This is a genomic window from Vogesella alkaliphila, from assembly GCF_014652475.1.
Classification (GTDB): domain Bacteria; phylum Pseudomonadota; class Gammaproteobacteria; order Burkholderiales; family Chromobacteriaceae; genus Vogesella; species Vogesella alkaliphila.
The window spans coordinates 452,870-471,051 of the sequence record NZ_BMYW01000002.1 but is presented as its reverse complement, the minus strand read 5'-3'; the positions used below and the strand labels follow the sequence as shown (position 1 = coordinate 471,051).

The 18,182-nt window shown below is 66.2% G+C and carries 21 protein-coding genes; 5 read left to right on the top strand and 16 right to left on the bottom strand.

All coding sequences use genetic code 11. The features are described 5' to 3' along the window. Positions 1 to 724 precede the first annotated feature (724 nt). The gene (locus IE100_RS05465; protein ID WP_189354845.1) at positions 725 to 1,111 is read left to right on the top strand and encodes a VOC family protein; all 387 of its coding nucleotides are present in this window, start codon (positions 725 to 727) and stop codon (positions 1,109 to 1,111) included. Positions 1,112 to 1,382: 271 nt separating this feature from the next. Here the strand turns inward: IE100_RS05465 and IE100_RS05460 are convergent, their stop codons facing one another. The 3 genes from IE100_RS05460 to IE100_RS05450 form a co-directional block, all read right to left on the bottom strand. Further along, positions 1,383 to 1,688, bottom strand: a complete 306-nt coding sequence (locus IE100_RS05460; RefSeq protein WP_189373084.1) for a hypothetical protein — start codon at positions 1,686 to 1,688, stop codon at positions 1,383 to 1,385. A gap of 218 nt (positions 1,689 to 1,906) precedes the next feature. Further along, positions 1,907 to 3,343, bottom strand: a complete 1,437-nt coding sequence (locus tag IE100_RS05455) for a sensor histidine kinase (RefSeq protein WP_189373083.1) — start codon at positions 3,341 to 3,343, stop codon at positions 1,907 to 1,909. Continuing rightward, on the bottom strand, positions 3,333 to 4,007 hold the full coding sequence (locus IE100_RS05450; protein WP_047966579.1) for a response regulator: 675 nt from the start codon (positions 4,005 to 4,007) through the stop codon (positions 3,333 to 3,335). The genes IE100_RS05455 and IE100_RS05450 overlap by 11 nt, the downstream gene beginning before the upstream one ends. A 186-nt stretch (positions 4,008 to 4,193) precedes the next feature. Between IE100_RS05450 and IE100_RS05445 the strand changes: the two genes are divergently transcribed. Continuing rightward, entirely contained in the window at positions 4,194 to 5,174 is a 981-nt protein-coding gene (locus tag IE100_RS05445; protein ID WP_189373082.1) for a Bug family tripartite tricarboxylate transporter substrate binding protein, read from the top strand. A 185-nt stretch (positions 5,175 to 5,359) separates the two neighbouring features. On the opposite strand, the gene IE100_RS05440 is transcribed toward IE100_RS05445, so the two are convergent. Next, a complete protein-coding gene (locus IE100_RS05440; RefSeq protein ID WP_189373081.1) occupies positions 5,360 to 5,980 on the bottom strand; it encodes a LysE family translocator in 621 nt (206 codons plus the stop codon). 207 nt (positions 5,981 to 6,187) lie between these two features. After that, positions 6,188 to 6,370 carry a hypothetical protein gene (locus IE100_RS05435; protein ID WP_147424464.1) on the bottom strand — a complete coding sequence of 61 codons (183 nt, stop codon included), beginning with the start codon at positions 6,368 to 6,370 and terminating at the stop codon, positions 6,188 to 6,190. Positions 6,371 to 6,625: 255 nt separating this feature from the next. Here IE100_RS05435 and xth point away from each other — a divergent pair, with 255 nt between their 5' ends. Next, positions 6,626 to 7,396 (top strand): exodeoxyribonuclease III, encoded by a 771-nt coding sequence (gene xth / locus IE100_RS05430; RefSeq protein WP_189373080.1) that lies wholly within the window; start codon positions 6,626 to 6,628, stop codon positions 7,394 to 7,396. Between the two features lie 65 nt (positions 7,397 to 7,461). Here the strand turns inward: xth and IE100_RS05425 are convergent, their stop codons facing one another. The 7 genes from IE100_RS05425 to IE100_RS05395 form a co-directional block, all read right to left on the bottom strand. Next, a complete protein-coding gene (locus IE100_RS05425) occupies positions 7,462 to 7,992 on the bottom strand; it encodes a DinB family protein (RefSeq protein ID WP_189373079.1) in 531 nt (176 codons plus the stop codon). Positions 7,993 to 8,023: 31 nt separating this feature from the next. Next, the gene (locus tag IE100_RS05420) at positions 8,024 to 8,575 is read right to left on the bottom strand and encodes a DUF1523 family protein (protein ID WP_189373078.1); all 552 of its coding nucleotides are present in this window, start codon (positions 8,573 to 8,575) and stop codon (positions 8,024 to 8,026) included. Between the two features lie 162 nt (positions 8,576 to 8,737). Next, positions 8,738 to 9,166: a universal stress protein gene (locus IE100_RS05415; RefSeq protein ID WP_189373077.1), complete on the bottom strand. Its 429-nt coding sequence runs from the start codon at positions 9,164 to 9,166 to the stop codon at positions 8,738 to 8,740. Between the two features lie 12 nt (positions 9,167 to 9,178). After that, positions 9,179 to 9,913 carry a TerC family protein gene (locus IE100_RS05410; RefSeq protein WP_189373076.1) on the bottom strand — a complete coding sequence of 245 codons (735 nt, stop codon included), beginning with the start codon at positions 9,911 to 9,913 and terminating at the stop codon, positions 9,179 to 9,181. Between the two features lie 81 nt (positions 9,914 to 9,994). Then, the gene (locus IE100_RS05405) at positions 9,995 to 11,503 is read right to left on the bottom strand and encodes a tripartite tricarboxylate transporter permease (RefSeq protein ID WP_189373075.1); all 1,509 of its coding nucleotides are present in this window, start codon (positions 11,501 to 11,503) and stop codon (positions 9,995 to 9,997) included. Next, entirely contained in the window at positions 11,504 to 12,019 is a 516-nt protein-coding gene (locus IE100_RS05400) for a tripartite tricarboxylate transporter TctB family protein (protein WP_189373074.1), read from the bottom strand. Between the two features lie 3 nt (positions 12,020 to 12,022). Continuing rightward, entirely contained in the window at positions 12,023 to 12,976 is a 954-nt protein-coding gene (locus IE100_RS05395) for a Bug family tripartite tricarboxylate transporter substrate binding protein (RefSeq protein ID WP_189373073.1), read from the bottom strand. A 560-nt stretch (positions 12,977 to 13,536) separates the two neighbouring features. Between IE100_RS05395 and IE100_RS05390 the strand changes: the two genes are divergently transcribed. Further along, complete coding sequence (locus IE100_RS05390; protein WP_047966568.1) at positions 13,537 to 13,740, top strand: cold-shock protein; 204 nt, start codon at positions 13,537 to 13,539, stop codon at positions 13,738 to 13,740. Positions 13,741 to 13,820: 80 nt separating this feature from the next. Here IE100_RS05390 and IE100_RS05385 read toward each other — a convergent pair whose 3' ends face one another. The 4 genes from IE100_RS05385 to IE100_RS05370 all read right to left on the bottom strand — a co-directional run bounded on the left by IE100_RS05385 (position 13,821) and on the right by IE100_RS05370 (position 17,179). Further along, positions 13,821 to 14,546, bottom strand: a complete 726-nt coding sequence (locus tag IE100_RS05385) for an anaerobic ribonucleoside-triphosphate reductase activating protein (RefSeq protein WP_189373072.1) — start codon at positions 14,544 to 14,546, stop codon at positions 13,821 to 13,823. Beyond that, a complete protein-coding gene (nrdD, locus tag IE100_RS16500; protein WP_268245205.1) occupies positions 14,509 to 14,670 on the bottom strand; it encodes an anaerobic ribonucleoside-triphosphate reductase in 162 nt (53 codons plus the stop codon). The genes IE100_RS05385 and nrdD overlap by 38 nt, the downstream gene beginning before the upstream one ends. 46 nt (positions 14,671 to 14,716) lie before the next feature. Further along, positions 14,717 to 16,438, bottom strand: coding sequence for a ribonucleoside triphosphate reductase (locus IE100_RS05375; RefSeq protein ID WP_189373070.1), 1,722 nt, complete (start codon positions 16,436 to 16,438; stop codon positions 14,717 to 14,719). Between the two features lie 180 nt (positions 16,439 to 16,618). Continuing rightward, positions 16,619 to 17,179 carry a helix-turn-helix domain-containing protein gene (locus tag IE100_RS05370; protein ID WP_189373069.1) on the bottom strand — a complete coding sequence of 187 codons (561 nt, stop codon included), beginning with the start codon at positions 17,177 to 17,179 and terminating at the stop codon, positions 16,619 to 16,621. A gap of 82 nt (positions 17,180 to 17,261) precedes the next feature. Here IE100_RS05370 and IE100_RS05365 point away from each other — a divergent pair, with 82 nt between their 5' ends. After that, positions 17,262 to 18,164, top strand: a complete 903-nt coding sequence (locus IE100_RS05365; protein ID WP_189373068.1) for a DMT family transporter — start codon at positions 17,262 to 17,264, stop codon at positions 18,162 to 18,164. Positions 18,165 to 18,182: the final 18 nt, after the last annotated feature.

The following is an 18,182-nucleotide window of genomic DNA, read 5'->3' as shown; positions in this document are numbered from 1 at the left end:
CATCACACAGCAACAACAAAGGTTGGCCGCAAGCCGTCACAGGTTTGCGGCCAACCTTGTTTTTGTCTGGGGTATCCGCTGCGCGGATGGTTTTTAACTGCCGCTTGCCGCGCGGCGGCGGGAAAAGGGGCTGCCGCCGCCCCTTTTCAATCCCCGCTCCCCCGAAGGCGCAAGAATTCCCGTGCAAACCGCCGCCATCCCGGCGCCGCCCATCCGCTGCGCTCAAAAGGGGGCGGCTTGTTTCCGGGCTGGCGGCAATTTGCACGGCTTGCGCCAACGGGACGGGCGTACCGGTGCGGTTCTGCTTGTTGCGGGGTGTGTCTCATTGATGCCGATGTGTAGCCCGGATAAGCGATAGCGCATCCGGGGAGGTGCTCACGCCCCCGGATGCGCTATCGCTTATCCGGGCCACGGTTGTGCGGTACTTAATGCGGTAAGTCGGGCATGTAGGTTGGGCTGAGCCTGCGAGGCCCAACGATTACCGCGATTGAATGAGCAAGGTTGGCCGTAAGCCGTCACGGTGTTGCGGCCAACCTTGTTTCGGGCTGGGGTAGCCGTTGTGTGGATGGTAGTTGCCTGTTGCTTTGCGTGCGGCCGGCGAGGGGAGATGGCAATATGACAAACTGGTTATGACGGGCGGTTGCGGGTGCGTACGCCGCTCCTGTTTGTCCCGAGCAGCGGGGCCCGCGCTGCCGTGTTTTCTTCCCGACTTCTGGAGTTCAAGATGATTGATCATACCGGCGTTGTTGTCAGTGACTTTGCCAGGAGCAAGGCATTTTATGTCGCAGCACTGCAGGCTATCGGTTACGAACTGCTCATGGCCTTGCCGGCATCGGTGACCGGCCATGCGGATGTGGCCGGTTTTGGCGAACCGCCGAAACCGGATTTCTGGATCAGCAACGGCTCACCCAACAAGCCGCCGGTGCATGTGGCTTTCCGCGTCGAGCAGCGGGCAAGGGTCGATGCTTTTTACCATGCGGCCATCGCCGCCGGCGGGCAGGACAATGGCGCACCGGGCCTGCGTCCCCATTACCATCCGCATTACTATGGCGCGTTTGTTCTGGATCCGGACGGGCACAATATCGAGGTGGTGTGCCATCTCCCCGAATAATCGGGTGCCGGGCTGGCCCGGGCGGTGTGCCTGCGTGGGCGAGGCTTCGCCCGTTGTCTCCGGCAGCGGCGCCCCGGGGGCGAGGTGACGTCAGCCTGTGCCGCACCAGCTGTGCGGCGCGGACATGACCAAGGTTGGCCGCAAGCCGTAACGGGTTTGCGGCCAACCTTGTTTTGGTCTGGGGTATTCGTGGCGCGGATGTTTTTTTACCTGCCGCTTGCGCCAACGGGACGGGGTGCGTCGGTGCGGTTCAGCTTGTGGCAGTGGTGTCTCACCACCGTTTTCTCATACGCAGTTCCACCTGGCTGCGTTTGACCTTGACCGATACGCGGGTGTCGTCGTCCAGCCGCCAGCTGGGGCGCAGATCGATCTTGTTGTTGCTGGACAGTTCGTGTCGCTCCAGCGTGAAGCCGCTGGTTGGCGGGGGGATGAAGGCCTTGTCGTGGCTGTTGGTGGCTTCCAGTTGCAGGATCAGCGGGGCGGTTCTGGCGCACTTGAGGACTTCCGACACACACAGGGCGTGTGCCGGCTGGATGAGGCCGAGCAAGAGCAGGCTGAAGAGAAAAGAGCGTTTCATGGCGATTGTCCCGCCGGGAGCGGCCCAGTGCCGCTGCTAGATTCAGCATGGTTCATCCGTGGCCACTTGCAAGGCCTGTTTCGGGGCGGGAGGGGACGGTGGGCGGTGCTGTTGCGGCGTTGCCACGCGGCGGCATGACAGCGTTATGGCTAGCCCGTTGTCGGGGTGCCTGGGGGCGAATGCCGGCACGGCCTGCGGCCAAGGTCGGCCGCAGCCGTTCAGCGCTTGAAGGCGAGTTGCACCAGCAGGCCGCCCAGTTGCGGGCCGTCGTGCAGGCTGATGTCGATGTCGTGGAGGCGGCAGATGTCCTTGACGATGGCGAGGCCGAGGCCGCTGCCGCCGGGGGCGGCGTCGGGCAGCTGGTGGAAGCGCTCGAACACCTGTTCGCGCTGCTCGGGCTGGATGCCGGGGCCGCTGTCCTCGATCTCGAAGATGCAGCCGCGGTCGCCGCCGGGGGCGGCGTCGTACAGGCGCAGGGTGATCACGCCGCCGCTCGGGGTGTGGCGCAGCGCGTTGTCGAGCAGGTTGAGCAGCACTTCCTCGATCAGCATCTGCTTGCCGTGGATCGGCACGTTCTGGTCGCGGCAGCGGTTTTCCAGGCCGAGGTCGATGTCCTTGCGCCGCGCGGCGGCCAGCTTGGCCATCACGATCTTCTCGATGCTGTCGAGCAGCGAGAACGGCGGCTGCGGCCGGTCGCGGCGCAGCTGGTGGCTGCCGGAGTCCATCTTGGCCAGCAGCAGCAGCTGGTTGGTGAGGCGGGTGGTCTTCTTCAGCATCTGCTTCAGCTCGGTGAGGCTTTCGCGCATCACTTCCGGGCTGCCGTCGCGCAGTGCGTGTTCGGCCTGGGTGGTCATCACCGCCAGCGGGGTGCGCAGCTGGTGCGAGGCGTCGGCGGCGAAGCGCTGGTAGCGCATCAGCAGCTGCGCCAGGCGGCGGCGGTACTGGTTGATGGCGGCGACCAGCGGCAGCAGCTCGCTGTGGGTGGTGCCGACCTCGATGTCGCTGAAGTCGCCGGGCGGGCGGCGGATCACCTCCTCGCCCAGCTGGCGGATGGGCTGCAGGATGCGCGTCATCGCCAGCCCGACGAAGCACAGCGCGCAGAACACCAGTAGTCCCTGGCCCCACAGCGTGTAGTTGAGCACCTGGTGCGTCATGTACTGCCGCGCCTCGGTGGTTTCGGCGACCTCGACCTTGATGATGCCCTGCAGCCCGCCCTCGAACAGCGGCTTGTAGAAGGTGGCCATGCGGATCGGCCGTTCGCGGTAGACGTCGTCGTGGAAGTGCACCAGCGCCGGGTACAGCTCGGTGCGCGGCGTGTTCTTCGGCATCTGCGGCAGGTCGCCGTAGCCGGAGATGATGTTGCCGGCGAAGTCGCTGACGCGGTAGAACATCTGGCCGCGGTTGTCGTACTCGAAGTTGTCGAGCGCGATGTAGGGCACTTCCACCTGCAGCTTGCCGTTGCGCACCATCACCTGTTCCGCGATCACTCGCGCCGAGGCCAGCAGGGTGCGGTCGTAGGCCAGGTTGGCCGCGGCGCTGCTGATCTGGTAGGCGACCACGGTGTTGATGATCCACAGCAGCAAGAGCGGCAGCAGCAGCCAGCGCACGAACTTGCCGAGCAGGCTGCGGCGGTTGAACAGCTGCTCAAGGCGCATCGCGCTGTTCCAGCAGGTAGCCCAGGCCGCGCAGGGTGGTGATGCTGACGTTGCTGCCGTCCAGCTTCTTGCGCAGGCGGTGGATGTAGACCTCGATCGCTTCCTGGTTGGCGTTGTCGTCGAGGGTGAACACCTGGTTGAACAGCCGTTCTCGGTTCAGCGGCTGGCCCTTGCGCCGGATCAGCACTTCCAGCACGGTGTGTTCGCGCCGCGTCAGCGTCAGCAGCTTGCCGGCCAGCTCGAAGAACTGCTGCTGCTTGCTGTAGCGCAGGTCGCCGCACTGCAGCCAGGCGTTTTCGTGGCCCTGGTGGCGGCGCAGCAGCGCCTTCAGCCGCGCCTCCAGCTCGTCCAGCTCGAAGGGCTTGACCAGGTAGTCGTCGGCGCCCATTTCCAGGCCCTTGACCTTGTCCGACAGCTCGCCGCGCGCGGTGAGCACCAGCACCGGCAGGGTCTGGTGGCGGGCGCGCAGCCGTTGCAGGATGGTTTCGCCGCTCAGCCGCGGCAGGTTCATGTCGAGGATGGCGAGGTCGTATTCTTCGGTCTTCAGCGCGTTGTCGGCGTCGATGCCGTCGCCGATCACGTCGACGACGTAGCCGCTGGCGGTCAGCGCCCGCGCCAGCCAGTGGGCGAGGTCGGGCTGGTCTTCTATCAGGATGATGCGCATGCTCTCTCTTGGTCTCTGTGCGTGCCGGGTGAAAGGTTGGTGAAAGTGCTTGTGCTTATGATCGTCTCCAATAATACGGAGCGTGATTCGCCAACCCCGGACTAGCGTTGCGCCTGGCGGCGCGGCTGTCAATAGCCAGCGCCGGGGCCGGACAAGGCGAACGGAATAATGAGGAGAAACAACATCATGGCGAGATGCGGTATGGCCGTGCTGGCCGGCGCGCTGCTGCTGGTGTCGCTGGGCGCGGCCGCGGAGCCGGACGACCCGGAATGCATCGCCCCGGCGCGGCCCGGCGGCGGCTTCGACCTGACCTGCAAGCTGGCGCGCGCGGCGCTGAACGACAGCAAGCTGCTGACGCGGCCGCTGCGCATCACCTACATGCCGGGCGGCATCGGCGCGGTGGCCTACAACACCGTGGTGGCACAGCGCCCGGCGGACGGCAACATCATCGTCGCCTTTTCCGGCGGCTCGCTGCTGAATCTGGCGCAGGGCAAGTTCGGCAAGTACAACGTCAACGACGTGCGCTGGCTGGCCGGGGTCGGCGCCGACTACGGCATGATCGCGGTGCGCGCCGATTCGCCGTACCAGAACCTGAAGCAGCTGGTGGCGGCGGTGAAGGCGAACCCCAGCGAGATCGTGTTCGGCGCCGGCGGCACCGTCGGCAGCCAGGACTGGATCAAGACGGTGCTGATCGCGCGCCAGGCCGGGGTCGGCCACCAGCAGATGCGCTACGTCGCGTTCGAGGGCGGCGGCGAGACCACCACCGCGCTGCTCGGCGGCCACATCCAGGCCGCGTCCGGCGACCTGAGCGAGGTGATGCCGCAGCTGGACCAGCGCAAGATCCGCGTGCTGGCGGTGATGTCGGACAAGCGCCTGCCGGGCCGGCTGTCCGCCATTCCCACCGCGCGCGAGCAGGGCTTCGACATCGTGTGGCCCATCATCCGCGGCTTCTATGTCGGGCCCAAGGTGTCGGCCGCCGATTACGCGTACTGGGAAACCAGCTTCCGCAAGGTGATGGCGACGCCGCAGTTCGCGCGTCTGCGCGAGGGCTACGACCTGTTCCCGTTCAGCCTCACCGGCGCGCAGATGGACGCCTACGTCAAACGCCAGGTGCAGGAATACCGCAAGATCGCCACCCAGTTCGGGCTGGTGTACCAGACACTGTGAGCGCCTGCCGGCGCTCGCCACCGCTTCCACGTAGTACTCTCTTTTGCCACGCCTGACCGGCGTGGTTTTTTTATGCGGCGGCGGTGGAACTTGTGGCCGGCTGGCGTGCTCCTACCCGAGGTTGCATGCAGTGAAAGAACTAGACGTTGGCCCCCGCCGCAAGCGGGGGCATTCTTTTTGGTACGTCAGTGCTGCATCGCGGCCAGCGTCACGCCGGCCACCACGAACAGGCCGCCGGAGGTGCGCGAGAAGCGCTGCAAACGTTGGCCGCAGGCCAGCCACACGCCCAGCCGGCCACCGGCGGCAGCCAGCAGCACGGCGACGACCAGATCGGCCACCACCCAGGTGACGGCCATCACCGCGTATTGCGGCCACAGCGGCTGTTGCGGATCGAGAAAGCGCGGCAGCAGCGCGCTGAAGAACACGGTGTCCTCCGGATTGCTGATCGCCAGCAGGAAGGCGGGGCGGAAGCCGCTCCACAGCTTGCTGGCCGGCGTGCCGCCGGCGCCCGCGCCGAGGCTGAACGGCTTGCGCCACAGCGCCACCCCCAGCCACACCAGATAGCCGGCGCCGAGCAGCTTCACCACGTTGAACGCGGTGGGCGAGGCCAGCAGCAGCGCGCTGATGCCCAGCGCCGACAGCGCCATCAGCAGCAGCGCACCGGCGGAAAAGCCCAGCGCATTGGGAATGCCGCCACGGGCGCCGTGCTGCGCGCCGTGCGACAGGGTCAAGAGGGGCGCCGGGCCGGGCGCCGCCATCAACAGCACGATGGTGCCGAGGTACATCAACCAGTTCTGGAATTCCATTGCAACATCCTTGGCCCGCGGCCCGGGCGGCGGCAACACCGGGCCGGCCGCGGCTGGCGCAGGGAAAAGGCGGCAGGCAGGCGGCGTGACGGCATCACCGTGCGGCGGGGCGGCAGCGGGCGGTGGGCACAGTACGGGCGCGGGGCGCGGGTACGGCGCGTTTACGACATCAAATCAGCGGGAAGTAGGACGAACAGCGGCGGGAAGCTAACGGGGCGGCTCGGACTGGGTGTCCGGCTGGGCAGCGGCGTGCAGGGTGTCGCGATGACGGAAGGTCGGGGTACGCATGGCAAAGCTCTGCGCGATCGGCGCCAGGCGGTTACGTTGCGGGTGCAGCGTCGGGCAGATGGCGACGGCGGACTGCGGCAGTTGTTTGGAATTGAACGACAATTTGGACATCCGGTTACGATAACGGGACCATTCTAGGCGGCCGCGCGCGGGCTTGGCAAATCGGCGTGCGCTGCCTGTTGTTTATTTGTTTAAACATTGTTTGGCAAAAATCAGCCACTTGGCGCTTTTTTTGGCCTTGTCGTGTTTGGAATATTAGTCACCGCCGCGCTGTCCGGCGGCTGCGGCCGGACACGGTTTGCCAGCCCGCGGCCGGCACGCTAAGGTGGCGGGCTGCAATCAATGAGGAGCCTCGCTATGCGTCTTGCCACCTGGAACGTCAACTCGCTGAAAGTGCGCCTGCCGCAAGTGCTGCAATGGCTGGCCGACAACCCGATCGAGGTGTTGTGCCTGCAGGAGCTGAAGATGGACCACCCGGCCTTCCCGCTGGCCGAGATCGAGGCCGCCGGCTACCAGGCGGCGTGGTTCGGGCAGAAGACCTATAACGGCGTCGCCATCCTGGTGAAGAACGGCTGCAGCCTCGGCGACGTGGTGGCCGGCATTCCCGGCTACGACGACGAGCAGCGCCGCGTGATCGCCGCCACCGTGGACGGCGTGCGCGTGGTGTGCGCCTACTTCGTCAACGGCGAATCGGTGGAGTCGCCGAAGTACCAGTACAAGCTGCAGTGGCTGGCCGAGCTGGAGCGCTACGTCGCCAGCGAGCTGGCGCAGCATCAGGATTTCGCGCTGCTGGGCGACTACAACATCGCGCCGGAAGACCGCGACGTGTACGACCCGGAAGGCTGGCGCGAGCAGGTGCTGTGCACCACGCCCGAGCGCGAGGCCTTCCGCCGCCTGATCGGCCTGGGGCTGGCGGACAGCTTCCGCCTGTTCAACGACGAGGACAAGCAGTACAGCTGGTGGGATTACCGCGCGATGATGTTCCGCCGCAACATGGGGGTGCGCATCGACCACATCCTGATCAGCGCCAGCCTGCAGGCGCGCGCCAGCGGCTGCGTGATCGACAAGGTGCCGCGCAAGTGGGAGCGGCCGTCGGACCACACCCCGGTGGTGGTCACGCTGGCCTGAGATCGCGTGTCAGCCTGGCATTGAACATTGCGGCCAACCTTGGCAAAGGTTGGCCGCAATGCCGTTCAGGCGGCCGGCATCGCGATCAGGTCGGTCACGCCGACATCCAGCCCCAGCTGCGACAGCAGGGTGGTGAGCTGGCCGCGATGGTGGGTCTGGTGGTTGAACAGGTGCACCAGCACCTCGGGCAGCGGCCGGTTTTGCGCTTCGCCACGCGTATTGTGGTAGTCCAGCGCCTGTGCCAGCGCGGCCGGCGTCAGCTCCAGGCTCCATTGCACGATCAGCGCATCCAGTTGCCGGCGCCGCGCCTGCAGTGCGGCAAAACCGTCGGCCAGTGGCAGGTCCAGTCGTGCCGGCATCGCCAGCGCCTGCAGCGGCGCCAGGCTGGCAAAGCCGGCCGGATGCGCTGCCAGCCGTTTCAGCCAGATGGTGTCGGCGACCAGCAGATGGTTGAGCGTGCCGCTGATCGAGCCGAAAAAGGCACCGCGCTCGGCGTCCAGCGCCGTTTGCGGCAGCGTGCCGGCGACGGCGTACAGCTTGTCGTTCATCCAGCGGTTGTAACGGGCCATGTGCCGTACGTAGTCGCAGCTGATCATGTCATCTCCTTGCTTGATGGCGGCCGGCCGGTCAGGCTCCGGTCTGGCCGGACGGCTTGTCGTCCGGCTGGCGGCGTGTCGCGCGCAGCAGGCCCCAGCCGGCGGCGGCGAGCAGGGCGAACCACAGCGTGAACCAGAACCAGCGGAAAAAGCTCCAGGTGGCTTCGCCGGCCACGGCGAGGCGGACGTCGGTGACGTTGGGGTACAGCGACAGCATGTTGATGCGCCAGCCGTAGCTGGTGAGGTAGGCCGGCTGCCGGGCGTTGGCCAGCGCGTTGGCGGTGGCCTGCACGTCGGAGGCGTCGAACTTGAAGTAGAACGGCCAGCCCCAGCCGGTGTCCTCGTTGCGGTAGACGCGCACGTCGTCGATGGCGTGCTGGGTGTAGATCAGGTACATGTCGCGCACCGGCTGGTCGGCCGGATTCTGGCGGCTGATCGGGCCGTCCTTGTCCACCAGCTTGACCTCGACGCCGGTGATGGTGGTGACGCTGTGTTCCGGCAGGTAGTAGTCCAGCAGCGCGCTGCCGGACAGGGCGGCCAGCGCCAGCAGGGCGAGGCCGAAGTTGCGGAGTTTGCGGCGCATGGTGGCGGTTCCGGAAGGCGATGATGCCAGCATTGTACGGGCCGCCCGCGGGCGCTGTACACGGCGGCAAGGTTGGCCGCAACGTGGCCGGCCATAAAAAAGCGGCTTTCACCGCCGGCGCGGGGCCGGGATGAAAGCCGCTGTCGCGGACTGAGGCGTGACTTACTTGATCACGGTCACCGGCACCGCCGACTGGTGTACCACGTCGGTGGCCACCGAACCCAGCAGCAGCTGGCCGAGGCCGCTGCGGCCGTGCGAGCCGATGATGATCTGGCTGAACGCCATCTCCTGCGCGTAGCGGGCGATGGTGTCGGCGATGTGGCCGACCGCGATGTGCTGCTGGAAGGCCTGACCGGCCTGTTGCAGCAGGGCCGCCGCCGCTTGCAGCGCGGCGAGGCCTTCCTCGCGGTAGTAGTCTTCCAGCTGGTCGTGGCCGACAAACAGGCGCACGTGGCCGGATTCGACCGGGATCTGCACGTTCAGCAGGTGCAGTTCCAGTGCCGGGTTGAGCTTGGCCAGTTGCAGCGCGTGTTCTACCGCGCGCAGTGCGTGCGCCGAGCCGTCTACCGGAATCAGGATGCGGGTGCTCATGGTGTCCCTTTCTTAGCTGTGGTCTTTGTTGGCGGCCAGCGGAATCTCGTGCAGCGGCGCGGCGGCGGTGGTCTTGCGGCTGGCGAGGAACTTGCCGGTCACCACCACGAAGGTGGCGCCTACCGCGGCGTTGACGTAGTGCAGCCAGCTCGGTGCGTCGGCCAGGTACGGCTTCACCGCCACGTCGCCGGTCACCATGTCGCCGGCGATCCAGCCCAGCAGCGCGGCACCGAAGGTGATCACGATCGGGAAGCGGTCCATCAGCTTGAGCACGAACTTGCTGCCCCACACGATGATCGGGATGCTGATCACGATGCCGAATACCACCATGCCGAGGTTGCCCTTGGCGGCGCCGGCGACGGCGATCACGTTGTCCAGGCTCATCACCGCGTCGGCGATGATGATGGTCTTGATGGCGCCCCACAGGTGGGTGCTGCCCTCGATGTTGCCGTGGGCGTCGTCGTCTTCCGGTTGCAGCAGCTTGATGCCGATCCACAGCAGCAGCAGCGCGCCGACCACCTTCAGGTACGGCAGCGCCAGCAGTTGCAGCGCGAAGAAGATCAGCACCACGCGCAGGCCGATGGCCCCGGCCACGCCCCAGAAGATGCCGCGACGGCGTTGTTCTTCCGGCAGTTTGCGGCAAGCCAGCGCGATGACGACCGCGTTGTCGCCGCCGAGCAGGATGTCGATGGCGATGATCTGCAGCACCGCCAGCCAGAAGGAGCTTTCAAACAGGATCTCCGGCATTGTGTTGTCCTTGTGCAGTGAAAAATGTCAATTAAAAGGACACCTGGCCAGCTAAGAGCCAGGTGTCCCGGGAGGTTTGGTTTAACGTGCGCTGTCCAGCAGGACCTGGCGGCGTTTCATCAGCGGCGGCAGCACCAGGATGGCGGCGGTGACCAGCAGGATGAGCAGCGAGATCGGATGCGTCAGGAACACGGTCAGGTCACCTTCGTTGATCGACATCGCGCGGCGGAAGTGCTTCTCCGCCATCGGTCCGACGATCAGGCCGACCACCAGTGGCACCACCGGGAAGTCGAAACGCCGCATCAGGAAGCCCAACACGCCGATTATATAGAGCAGCATCAGGTCGAACCAGCTCTGGCGCAGCGCGTAGGCGCCCATGGTGGCCAGCACGATGATGCCGCCGTATAGCAGCGGGCGCGGCACCTTCAGGAACTGCACCCACAGGCCGACCAGCGGCAGGTTCAGCACCAGCAGCATCACGTTGCCGATGTACAGCGAGGCGATCAGGCCCCACACCAGTTCCGGGTTGGTATCGAACAGCAGCGGGCCGGGCACGATGTTGTACTGCTGGAACGCGGACAGCATGATGGCGGCGGTGGCCGAGGTCGGGATGCCCAGCGTCAACAGCGGTACCAGGGTGCCGGTGACGGCGGCGTTGTTGGCCGCTTCCGGGCCGGCCACGCCTTCGATGGCGCCCTTGCCGAACTGCTTGCGCGTCTTCTCGTCGGCCAGCTTGCGCTCGGCCGAGTAGGACAGGAAGGTCGGCATCTCGGTGCCGCCGGCCGGCAGGGTGCCGAACGGGAAGCCGATGGCGGTGCCGCGCAGCCACGGTTTCCACGAGCGTTTCCAGTCGTCCTTGCTCATCCAGAAGCTGCCCTTCAGCGATTCGATGCGGCCGGCGATCTTGTTCTCGTAGGTGGCGGTGTACAGCGTCTCGCCCACCGCGAACAGGCCCATCGCCACCACCACGATGTCGATGCCGTCGATCAGCGGCAGCAGGCCGAAGGTGAAGCGCGACTGGCCAGACTGGCCTTCGATGCCGATCAGGCCCATGGCCAGGCCCAGCAGCAGCGCGATGAAGCCCTTCAGCGGCGAGTTGCCGAGCACGGCCGACACCGCGGCGAAGGTCAGCATCATCAGCGAGAAGGTTTCCACCGGGCCCAGCTGCAGCGCGAAGCCGGCGATCACCGGCGCCAGCAGCGTCAGCAGCACGGTGGCGATGGAGCCGGCGACGAAGGAGCCGATGGCGGCGGTGGACAGTGCCGGACCGGCGCGCCCCATCTTGGCCATCTTGTTGCCTTCCAGCGCCGACACGATGGAGCCGGCTTCACCCGGGGTGTTGAGCAGGATGGAGGTGGTGGAGCCGCCGAACATGGCGCCGTAGTAGACACCGGCCAGCATGATCAGCGCGCCGGTCGGGTCCACGCTTTGGGTGACCGGCAGCAGCAGCGCCACGGTCACCGCCGGGCCGACGCCGGGCAGCACGCCGATGGCGGTGCCCAGCGTGCAGCCCAGCAGCGCCCACAGCAGGTTGGCCGGCGTCAGCGCGGTGGCAAAGCCCAGCGAAAACAGGGCATTCAGGGATTCCATTTACAGTACTCCTCCCGGCAACAGGGCGGGCAGGTTCAGGCCCAGCGTCTTGAACAGGTGAAACAGGCCGAGGGCCAGCAGGAAGGACAGCACCAGGTCCAGCGCCGGACGGCGTGTCTCCAGCGCGCGGCAGATGCCGAAGCAGAGGAAGGTGCCGGCCAGGGTGAAACCGACGATGCCGATCAGCGCCATGTGCGCCAGCAGGCTGCCGCTGGCGATGATGAACATGTTCCAGTTGGCCTCGCCGCGGGCGGCGGCTTCTTCCGCTTCCAGTTGTTCCGTGTCGTCTTCGCCGTCGCTGAGGATGGTGTCCGGCCCGTTGCGGTGGCGACGCTGCATCAGCAACGCGCCCCCGGCAACGATCAAACCGGCCACCACCAGCGAAGGAAAGAAGCGCGGACCGATGCCGGCATAACCGGCCTCCTCAGGGATATCGCCGATCTGCCAGGCCATCACCAGGCCGATCAGGATGATCCCGATGGCGAGCAGCTGCTCGCCGGTTACGCGCTTGATCATGGCTTAGTTACCCAGCTTCAGTTTCTTGACGGTGGCTGCGGTACGCTTGATGTCTTCGTTGAGGAAGGCCTTGAAGCTGTCGCCGCTTTGCAGCATGTCCAGCCATTCCATCTTCTCGGCCTTGGCTTTCCAGCTTGGCGACTTGACCGCGGTTTCCACCATCTTGATCAGCTCGTTGCGCTGGGCAGGGGTGATGCCCGGGGCGCCGAACACGCCGCGCCAGTTGTAGACCACCACGTCGGTGCCCTGCTCGCGCAGCGTCGGTACCGGGATGTCGGCGTTGCGGGTGGAGGCGGAGATGCCCAGCGCGCGCACCTTGCCGGCCTTGATCAGGTCGGCCAGTTCGCCGTAGCCGCTGATGTAGGCGGAGATCTGGTTGCCCAGAATCGCGGCCTTGCCCTCGCCGCCGCCGGCGAACGGGATGTAGTTCAGCTTGTCCGGATCGACGCCGGCTTTCTCGGACATCAGGCTGGCCATGATGTGGTCGATGCCACCGGCCGAGCCGCCGCCGATGCTCACCGCACCCGGCTTCGCCTTGTAGGCGGCCATCAGGTCTTTCAGGGTCTTGAACGGTGAGGCGGTCGGCACCACGATGACGTTGAATTCACCCATCAGGCGCGAGATCGGCGTCACCATGCCGAAGTTGACCGGCGACTTGTTGGTTTCCAGCGCGCCCACGGTCACGGCACCGGCCACCAGCAGCGCGTGCGGGTTGCCTTTTTCGTTATTGACGAACTGCGCCATGCCGATGGCGCCACCGGCGCCGGCCTTGTTCTCGACCACCACGCTCTTGGCCTGGCCGGACGCCTGCAGCGCCTCGCCCAAGGAACGGGCCACGGTGTCAAAGCCGCCGCCCGGGTTGGCCGGGGCCATGATCTTGAATTGCTCTACCTGGGCCTGGGCGACGAACGGGGTGACCGCCAGCAGGCAGCTTACGAACAGTTTCGACAGTTTCATTGTGTAATCTCCGGAGTGTTGCATATTGTTGTGTATGCCGAGGTGGCATCAGCGGGAGCTTGGCTCCTCACCCTGTGCGCCCCCTGCGACCTGACGTTGCCTGCGGTGCAGGTCACGCCACCTCAGGTGGGGCGAGCAAATTATAGGGGGGCCAAGCTTTCAACTAGCTTTCAGCGCGGCAAGCAGTTTCAATGCCGCCAGCCCGTGCATTTGGCATAGGTAAAGATGCGCCGGAATACAAGCCTGCCCGTTGCCGCCACCCGGCCCGGGCGGCGGGCAGAGCTTGGTGGCGCCGTGGTCTGCCGGCCGCGACAGCCGCTGATGGCGGGGAGACTGACTTTTATGAGATTTATTGAGGGTAAAGAAAAAATAAATTCAATTAATCGTTGACCGGGGGTGGGATGCTGCGTATAACGGTGCTGGCAGGACCTTCAAGCAGCAGATTGCTTGCGACATCGTTGATCCACCTCAAAAGCGGCACGTCATTGTTACCGGTTTGATTCCTTGATCGTCATGCACCTGGGCAATTGCCCGTCAATCTCGTTTTAAAGGAATTAAAAATGGAAACTGGTACCGTTAAATGGTTTAACGATGCAAAAGGCTTTGGCTTCATCACTCCGGATGCAGGCGGCAACGACCTGTTCGCCCACTTCTCCGAAGTGCGCTCGGAAGGCTTCAAATCGTTGACCGAAGGCCAGAAAGTCAGCTACACCCCAGGTATGGGTCAAAAAGGCCCACAAGCCACCAACATCCAGGCACTGTAATTTTTTACAGCGTTTGATAAAAACCCCGCTACGGCGGGGTTTTTTGTTTTTGTCCGTCTGTGGCCAGGGTTGGCCGCAGCCTAGCCGGTGCGTAGTTCAAAGTGTGCAAAATGGCGGGCTACCGTCGCCTGCAGCGCCGGCGCCGGCCAGCCCGCGGCGATCGGCGCGAAGGCTTGCGGCAGTTGCGGGCCGGGGCGCAGCAGTTGCCAGGCGTAGCGGCGCACGCCGCGCTGCGCCAGCCACGCGGCCAGCTGCGTCAGCGTGTGCTCGTCGTGCAGCGTCGGGTGGAGGGTGCTGCGGCATTCGTAGTCGACGCCGCTGGCTTGCAGCAGTGCGAGGCTGGTCTCGGCCCGCTCGCCGCTGCCGGCCACCGCGGTGATGGCCGGGTACTGCACAGGCAGGGTCTTGATGTCCAGCCCGACCCAGTCCAGGAGTGGCAGCACACGCTGCAGGCGCTCGGGGTGACTACCGCCGCTGTGCAGGCCGGTGGCAAAGCCCATGGCGCGCACCTCGGCCAGCAGCGCCGGCAAGGCCGGCTCGGTCAGCGGTTCGCCGCCGGAAAACACCACCCCGTCCAGCAGGCCGCGTCGGCGCTGCAGCTGTTCGCGCAGCTGCGGCCAACTGGTCTGGCCGTGGCGGCGTTGCAGCAGGCCGGGGTTGTGGCAGTAGCCGCAGCGCCACGGGCAGCCGGCCAGGAACACCACGGCGGCGAGCCGGCCCGGCCAGTCGCAGGCGGAGAACGGCTGCCAGCCGCCGATGCGCGCGCGCTCAGCCGGCGCGCTGTTCGTCGAAGTGGCAGCGTTCATGGAACTCGCCCTGCTTGCCGGTGTTGAACGAGGCCACCGGGCGGTGGTAGCCCATCACCCGTGTCCACACCTCGCAGCGGGTGCGTTCTTCGTCTTTCAGTTCGATGGTTGCTTGGTTCTGCATGGGGTTTCCTTTCAAGGTTGGCCGCATGGCGGCGATGGGTATTTATTTACGGGGTGCAGGCGGCCTGCTGCTTTTTCGCGATCAGCTCGGCATCGCACTTCGGGCAGTAGTCGTGGCGGCCGGACAGGTAGCCGTGTGTCGGGCAGATCGAGAACGTCGGCGTGATGGTGATGTAGGGCAGGCGGAAGTTTTCCAGCGCGCGGCGCACCAGCTGGCGGCAGGCGTCGGCGCTGCTCACCGCCTCGCTCATGTACAGGTGCAGCACGGTGCCGCCGGTGTACTTGCGCTGCAGTGGATCCTGGCGCAGCAGCGCCTCGAACGGGTCGTCGGTAAAACCCACCGGCAGCTGGCTGGAGTTGGTGTAGTACGGCTGTTGCGGCGTGCCGGCCTGCAGGATGCCGGGGTAGCGCTTGTTGTCCTCGCGGGCGAAGCGGTAGGTGGTGCCTTCCGCCGGCGTGGCTTCCAGGTTGTACAGGTGGCCGGTGGCCTGCTGGAACTCGACCATGCGCGCGCGGATGTGGTCCAGGTAGCGGCAGGCGAAGGCATGCCCCCAGTCGCTGGTGATGTCGTGCGCATCCGCGCTGAAGTTGCGGATCATCTCGTTGATGCCATTCACCCCCAGGGTGGAGAAGTGGTTGCGCAGGCTGCCGAGGAAGTGGCGGGTGTACGGGTACAGGCCGCCGTCGATGTGCTGCTGCACCTTGCTGCGGCGCGCTTCCAGCACCTCGCGGCCGAGGTTCAGCAGGCGGTCGGTCTCGGCCAGCAGTGCGGCCTCATCGCCGGCAAAGCGGTGGCCCAGGCGCGCGCAGTTGAGGGTGACCACGCCCACCGAGCCGGTCTGCTCGGCGCTGCCGAACAGGCCGTTGCCGCGTTTCATCAGCTCGCGCAGGTCCAGCTGCAGGCGGCAGCACATGCTGCGCACCATGTGCGGCTCCAGCTCGGAGTTCACGAAGTTCTGGAAGTAGGGCAGGCCGTACTTGGCGGTCATCGCGAACAGCAAATCGGTGTTGTCGCCGTACCAGTCGAAGTCGCGGGTGATGTTGTAGGTGGGAATCGGAAAGGTGAAGGCGCGGCCGCAGGCGTCGCCGGCCAGCATCACCTCGATATAGGCGCGGTTGATCAGCGCCATTTCCGCCGCGCAGTCGCCGTAGCGGAACGGCATCTCCTCGCCGCCCAGCACCGGGATCTGCTCGCGCAGGTCTTCCGGGCATACCCAGTCGAAGGTGAGGTTGGTGAACGGTGTCTGCGTACCCCAGCGGCTGGGTACGTTCAGGTTGTAGATCAGCTCCTGGATGCACTGCTTCACCTGCGGGTAGTCCAGCGCGTCCTTTTTCACGAACGGCGCCAGGTAGGTGTCGAAGGAGCTGAACGCCTGCGCGCCGGCCCATTCGTTCTGCAGCGTGCCGAGGAAGTTGACGATCTGGCCGCAGGCGCTGGACAGGTGGCGCGGCGGGGCGGATTCCACCTTGCCGCCGACGCCGGCAAAGCCCAGCTGCAGCAGGGTGCGCAGCGACCAGCCGGCGCAGTAGCCGGACAGCATGTCCAGGTCGTGGATGTGCAGGTCGCCGTGGCGGTGCGCGGTGGCGGCCTCGGCCGGAAACACTTCGTGCAGCCAGTACTCGGCGGTGAGCTTGCCGGCGATGTTGAGGATCATGCCGCCCAGGCTGTAGCCCTGGTTGGCGTTGGCCTGCACCCGCCAGTCGGCGCGGGACAGGTATTCGCTGATGCTGCTGACCGCATCCACGTGGTGGCTGGGGCGTGCGTCCATGTTTGGCTCCAATATCTTGTGTCTGGCGCATTGTATGGACGCAGCATCTGGTGGTGATTGATGTGGATCAAGCGTGTAAAAATTCTTATTGCATGGTGCGTCGCCATGAAAAACGGCCAGCCGGTCGTTGCCGGGCTGGCCATCGGGATGCGGGGCAGTCGGCCAGGGTTGGCCGCAGTCTCAGCCGGGCGCCGGCATCACGATGCTGCGCTGGAAGCGCAGCAGATTGCTACCCGGATTGTGGTAGCGGTAGCCGTGCTCGGTGCCGTAGCCGGCGGTGCCGCCCGCCTGCAGCGTGTGCTCGTGCCCGGCGTAGGCCAGCTGCAGCGTGCCGCTGTGCACCTCGACGATCTCGCCGCAGCCGGCCGGGTCCGGCGCGGCGAGGTAGCTGTCGCCGGGCGCCAGCTGCCACTGCCACAGCTCCAGCGTGCAGCCGGCCAGCGCCAGGCTGTGCAGCAGGGTGGCGTGGCTGTCGCCGCTATCGCCCTGCCACACCCGCACCGGCGCGTCGCTGCCGGGGGCGCGCACCAGCTCGGAAAAGGTCAGCCCCAGCGCGCTGGCGAGGCGGTCGAGGGTGGCGATGCTGACATTGCTGGCGCCGGCTTCGATATTCACCAGCATGCGGCGGCTGACCTCGGCGCTGGCGGCCAGCTTTTCCTGGCTCAGGCCGCGCTGCTGGCGCGCGTTGCGCAGGTTGTGGGCGACGTGGCTGAAGACTTGCAGGGGGGCGTGTTCGCTCATAAGTGCAATATATTGCTCAATTGAATTGTTGTGCAGTATAGTGCACAAAACCGAGCCACCACCTTACCTGCGAGCCTTCTCCATGTCCACCATCGCCCTGTCCGCGGCCCCGCCGCACCGTTCCTGGCTGCCCGACCTGTCGCTGGTCGGGGTCACCCTGATCTGGGGCGGCACCTTCCTTGCGGTGCAGACCGCCTTGCAGTGGAGCGGCGCCTTCGCCTTCGTCGGCATGCGCTTCGCCGTCGCCGCCTTGCTGGCACTGCTGCTGTGCCGCCGCCAGCTGGCCGGCCTCAACCGCACCGAGCTGCTGGGTGGCGTCTTCATCGGTGTGATCCTGTATTTCAGCTACAACCTGCAGACGCTGGGGCTGGGGCATATCGCCAGTAGCACCTCGGCCTTTCTCACCGGCCTGTACGTGCCGCTGGTGCCGCTGCTGCAGTGGGGGCTGTTCCGCCAGCGTCCGGGCTGGCTGGCGTGGGCGGGGGTGGCGCTGGCCTTCGCCGGCCTGCTGCTCCTGGCCGGGGTCGATGGCCTCAGCATCCGGCTGGGCTTGGGCGAATGGCTGACCATCGCCGCCACCGTCACCATCGCGCTGGAGATCTGCCTGCTCAGCCGCTTTGCCGCCGGCTGCAACGCCGGGCGCATGGCGCTGGTGCAGCTGGCGACGGTGGCGCTGCTGTCGCTGGCCACCGCGCCGCTGGCCGGCGAGGCGCCGCCGCAGTGGCAGCCGCTGCTGCTGGTGAGCGTGCTGGCGCTGGGCGCGGCCACCGCGCTGATCCAGATCGTGATGAACTGGGCGCAGAAAACCGTGCCGGCCACCCGCGCCACCATCATCTACGCGATGGAGCCGGTGTGGGGCGGGCTGATCGGCTGGCTGGCCGGCGAGGCGATGAGCGCCGGCAAGGTCGGCGGCGCGGCGCTGATCGTGGCCAGCGTGCTCTTGAGCCAGCTCAGCGCGCACAAGGCGACGCACGCGCCGGCCTGATCCTGACGAGGCAAAACC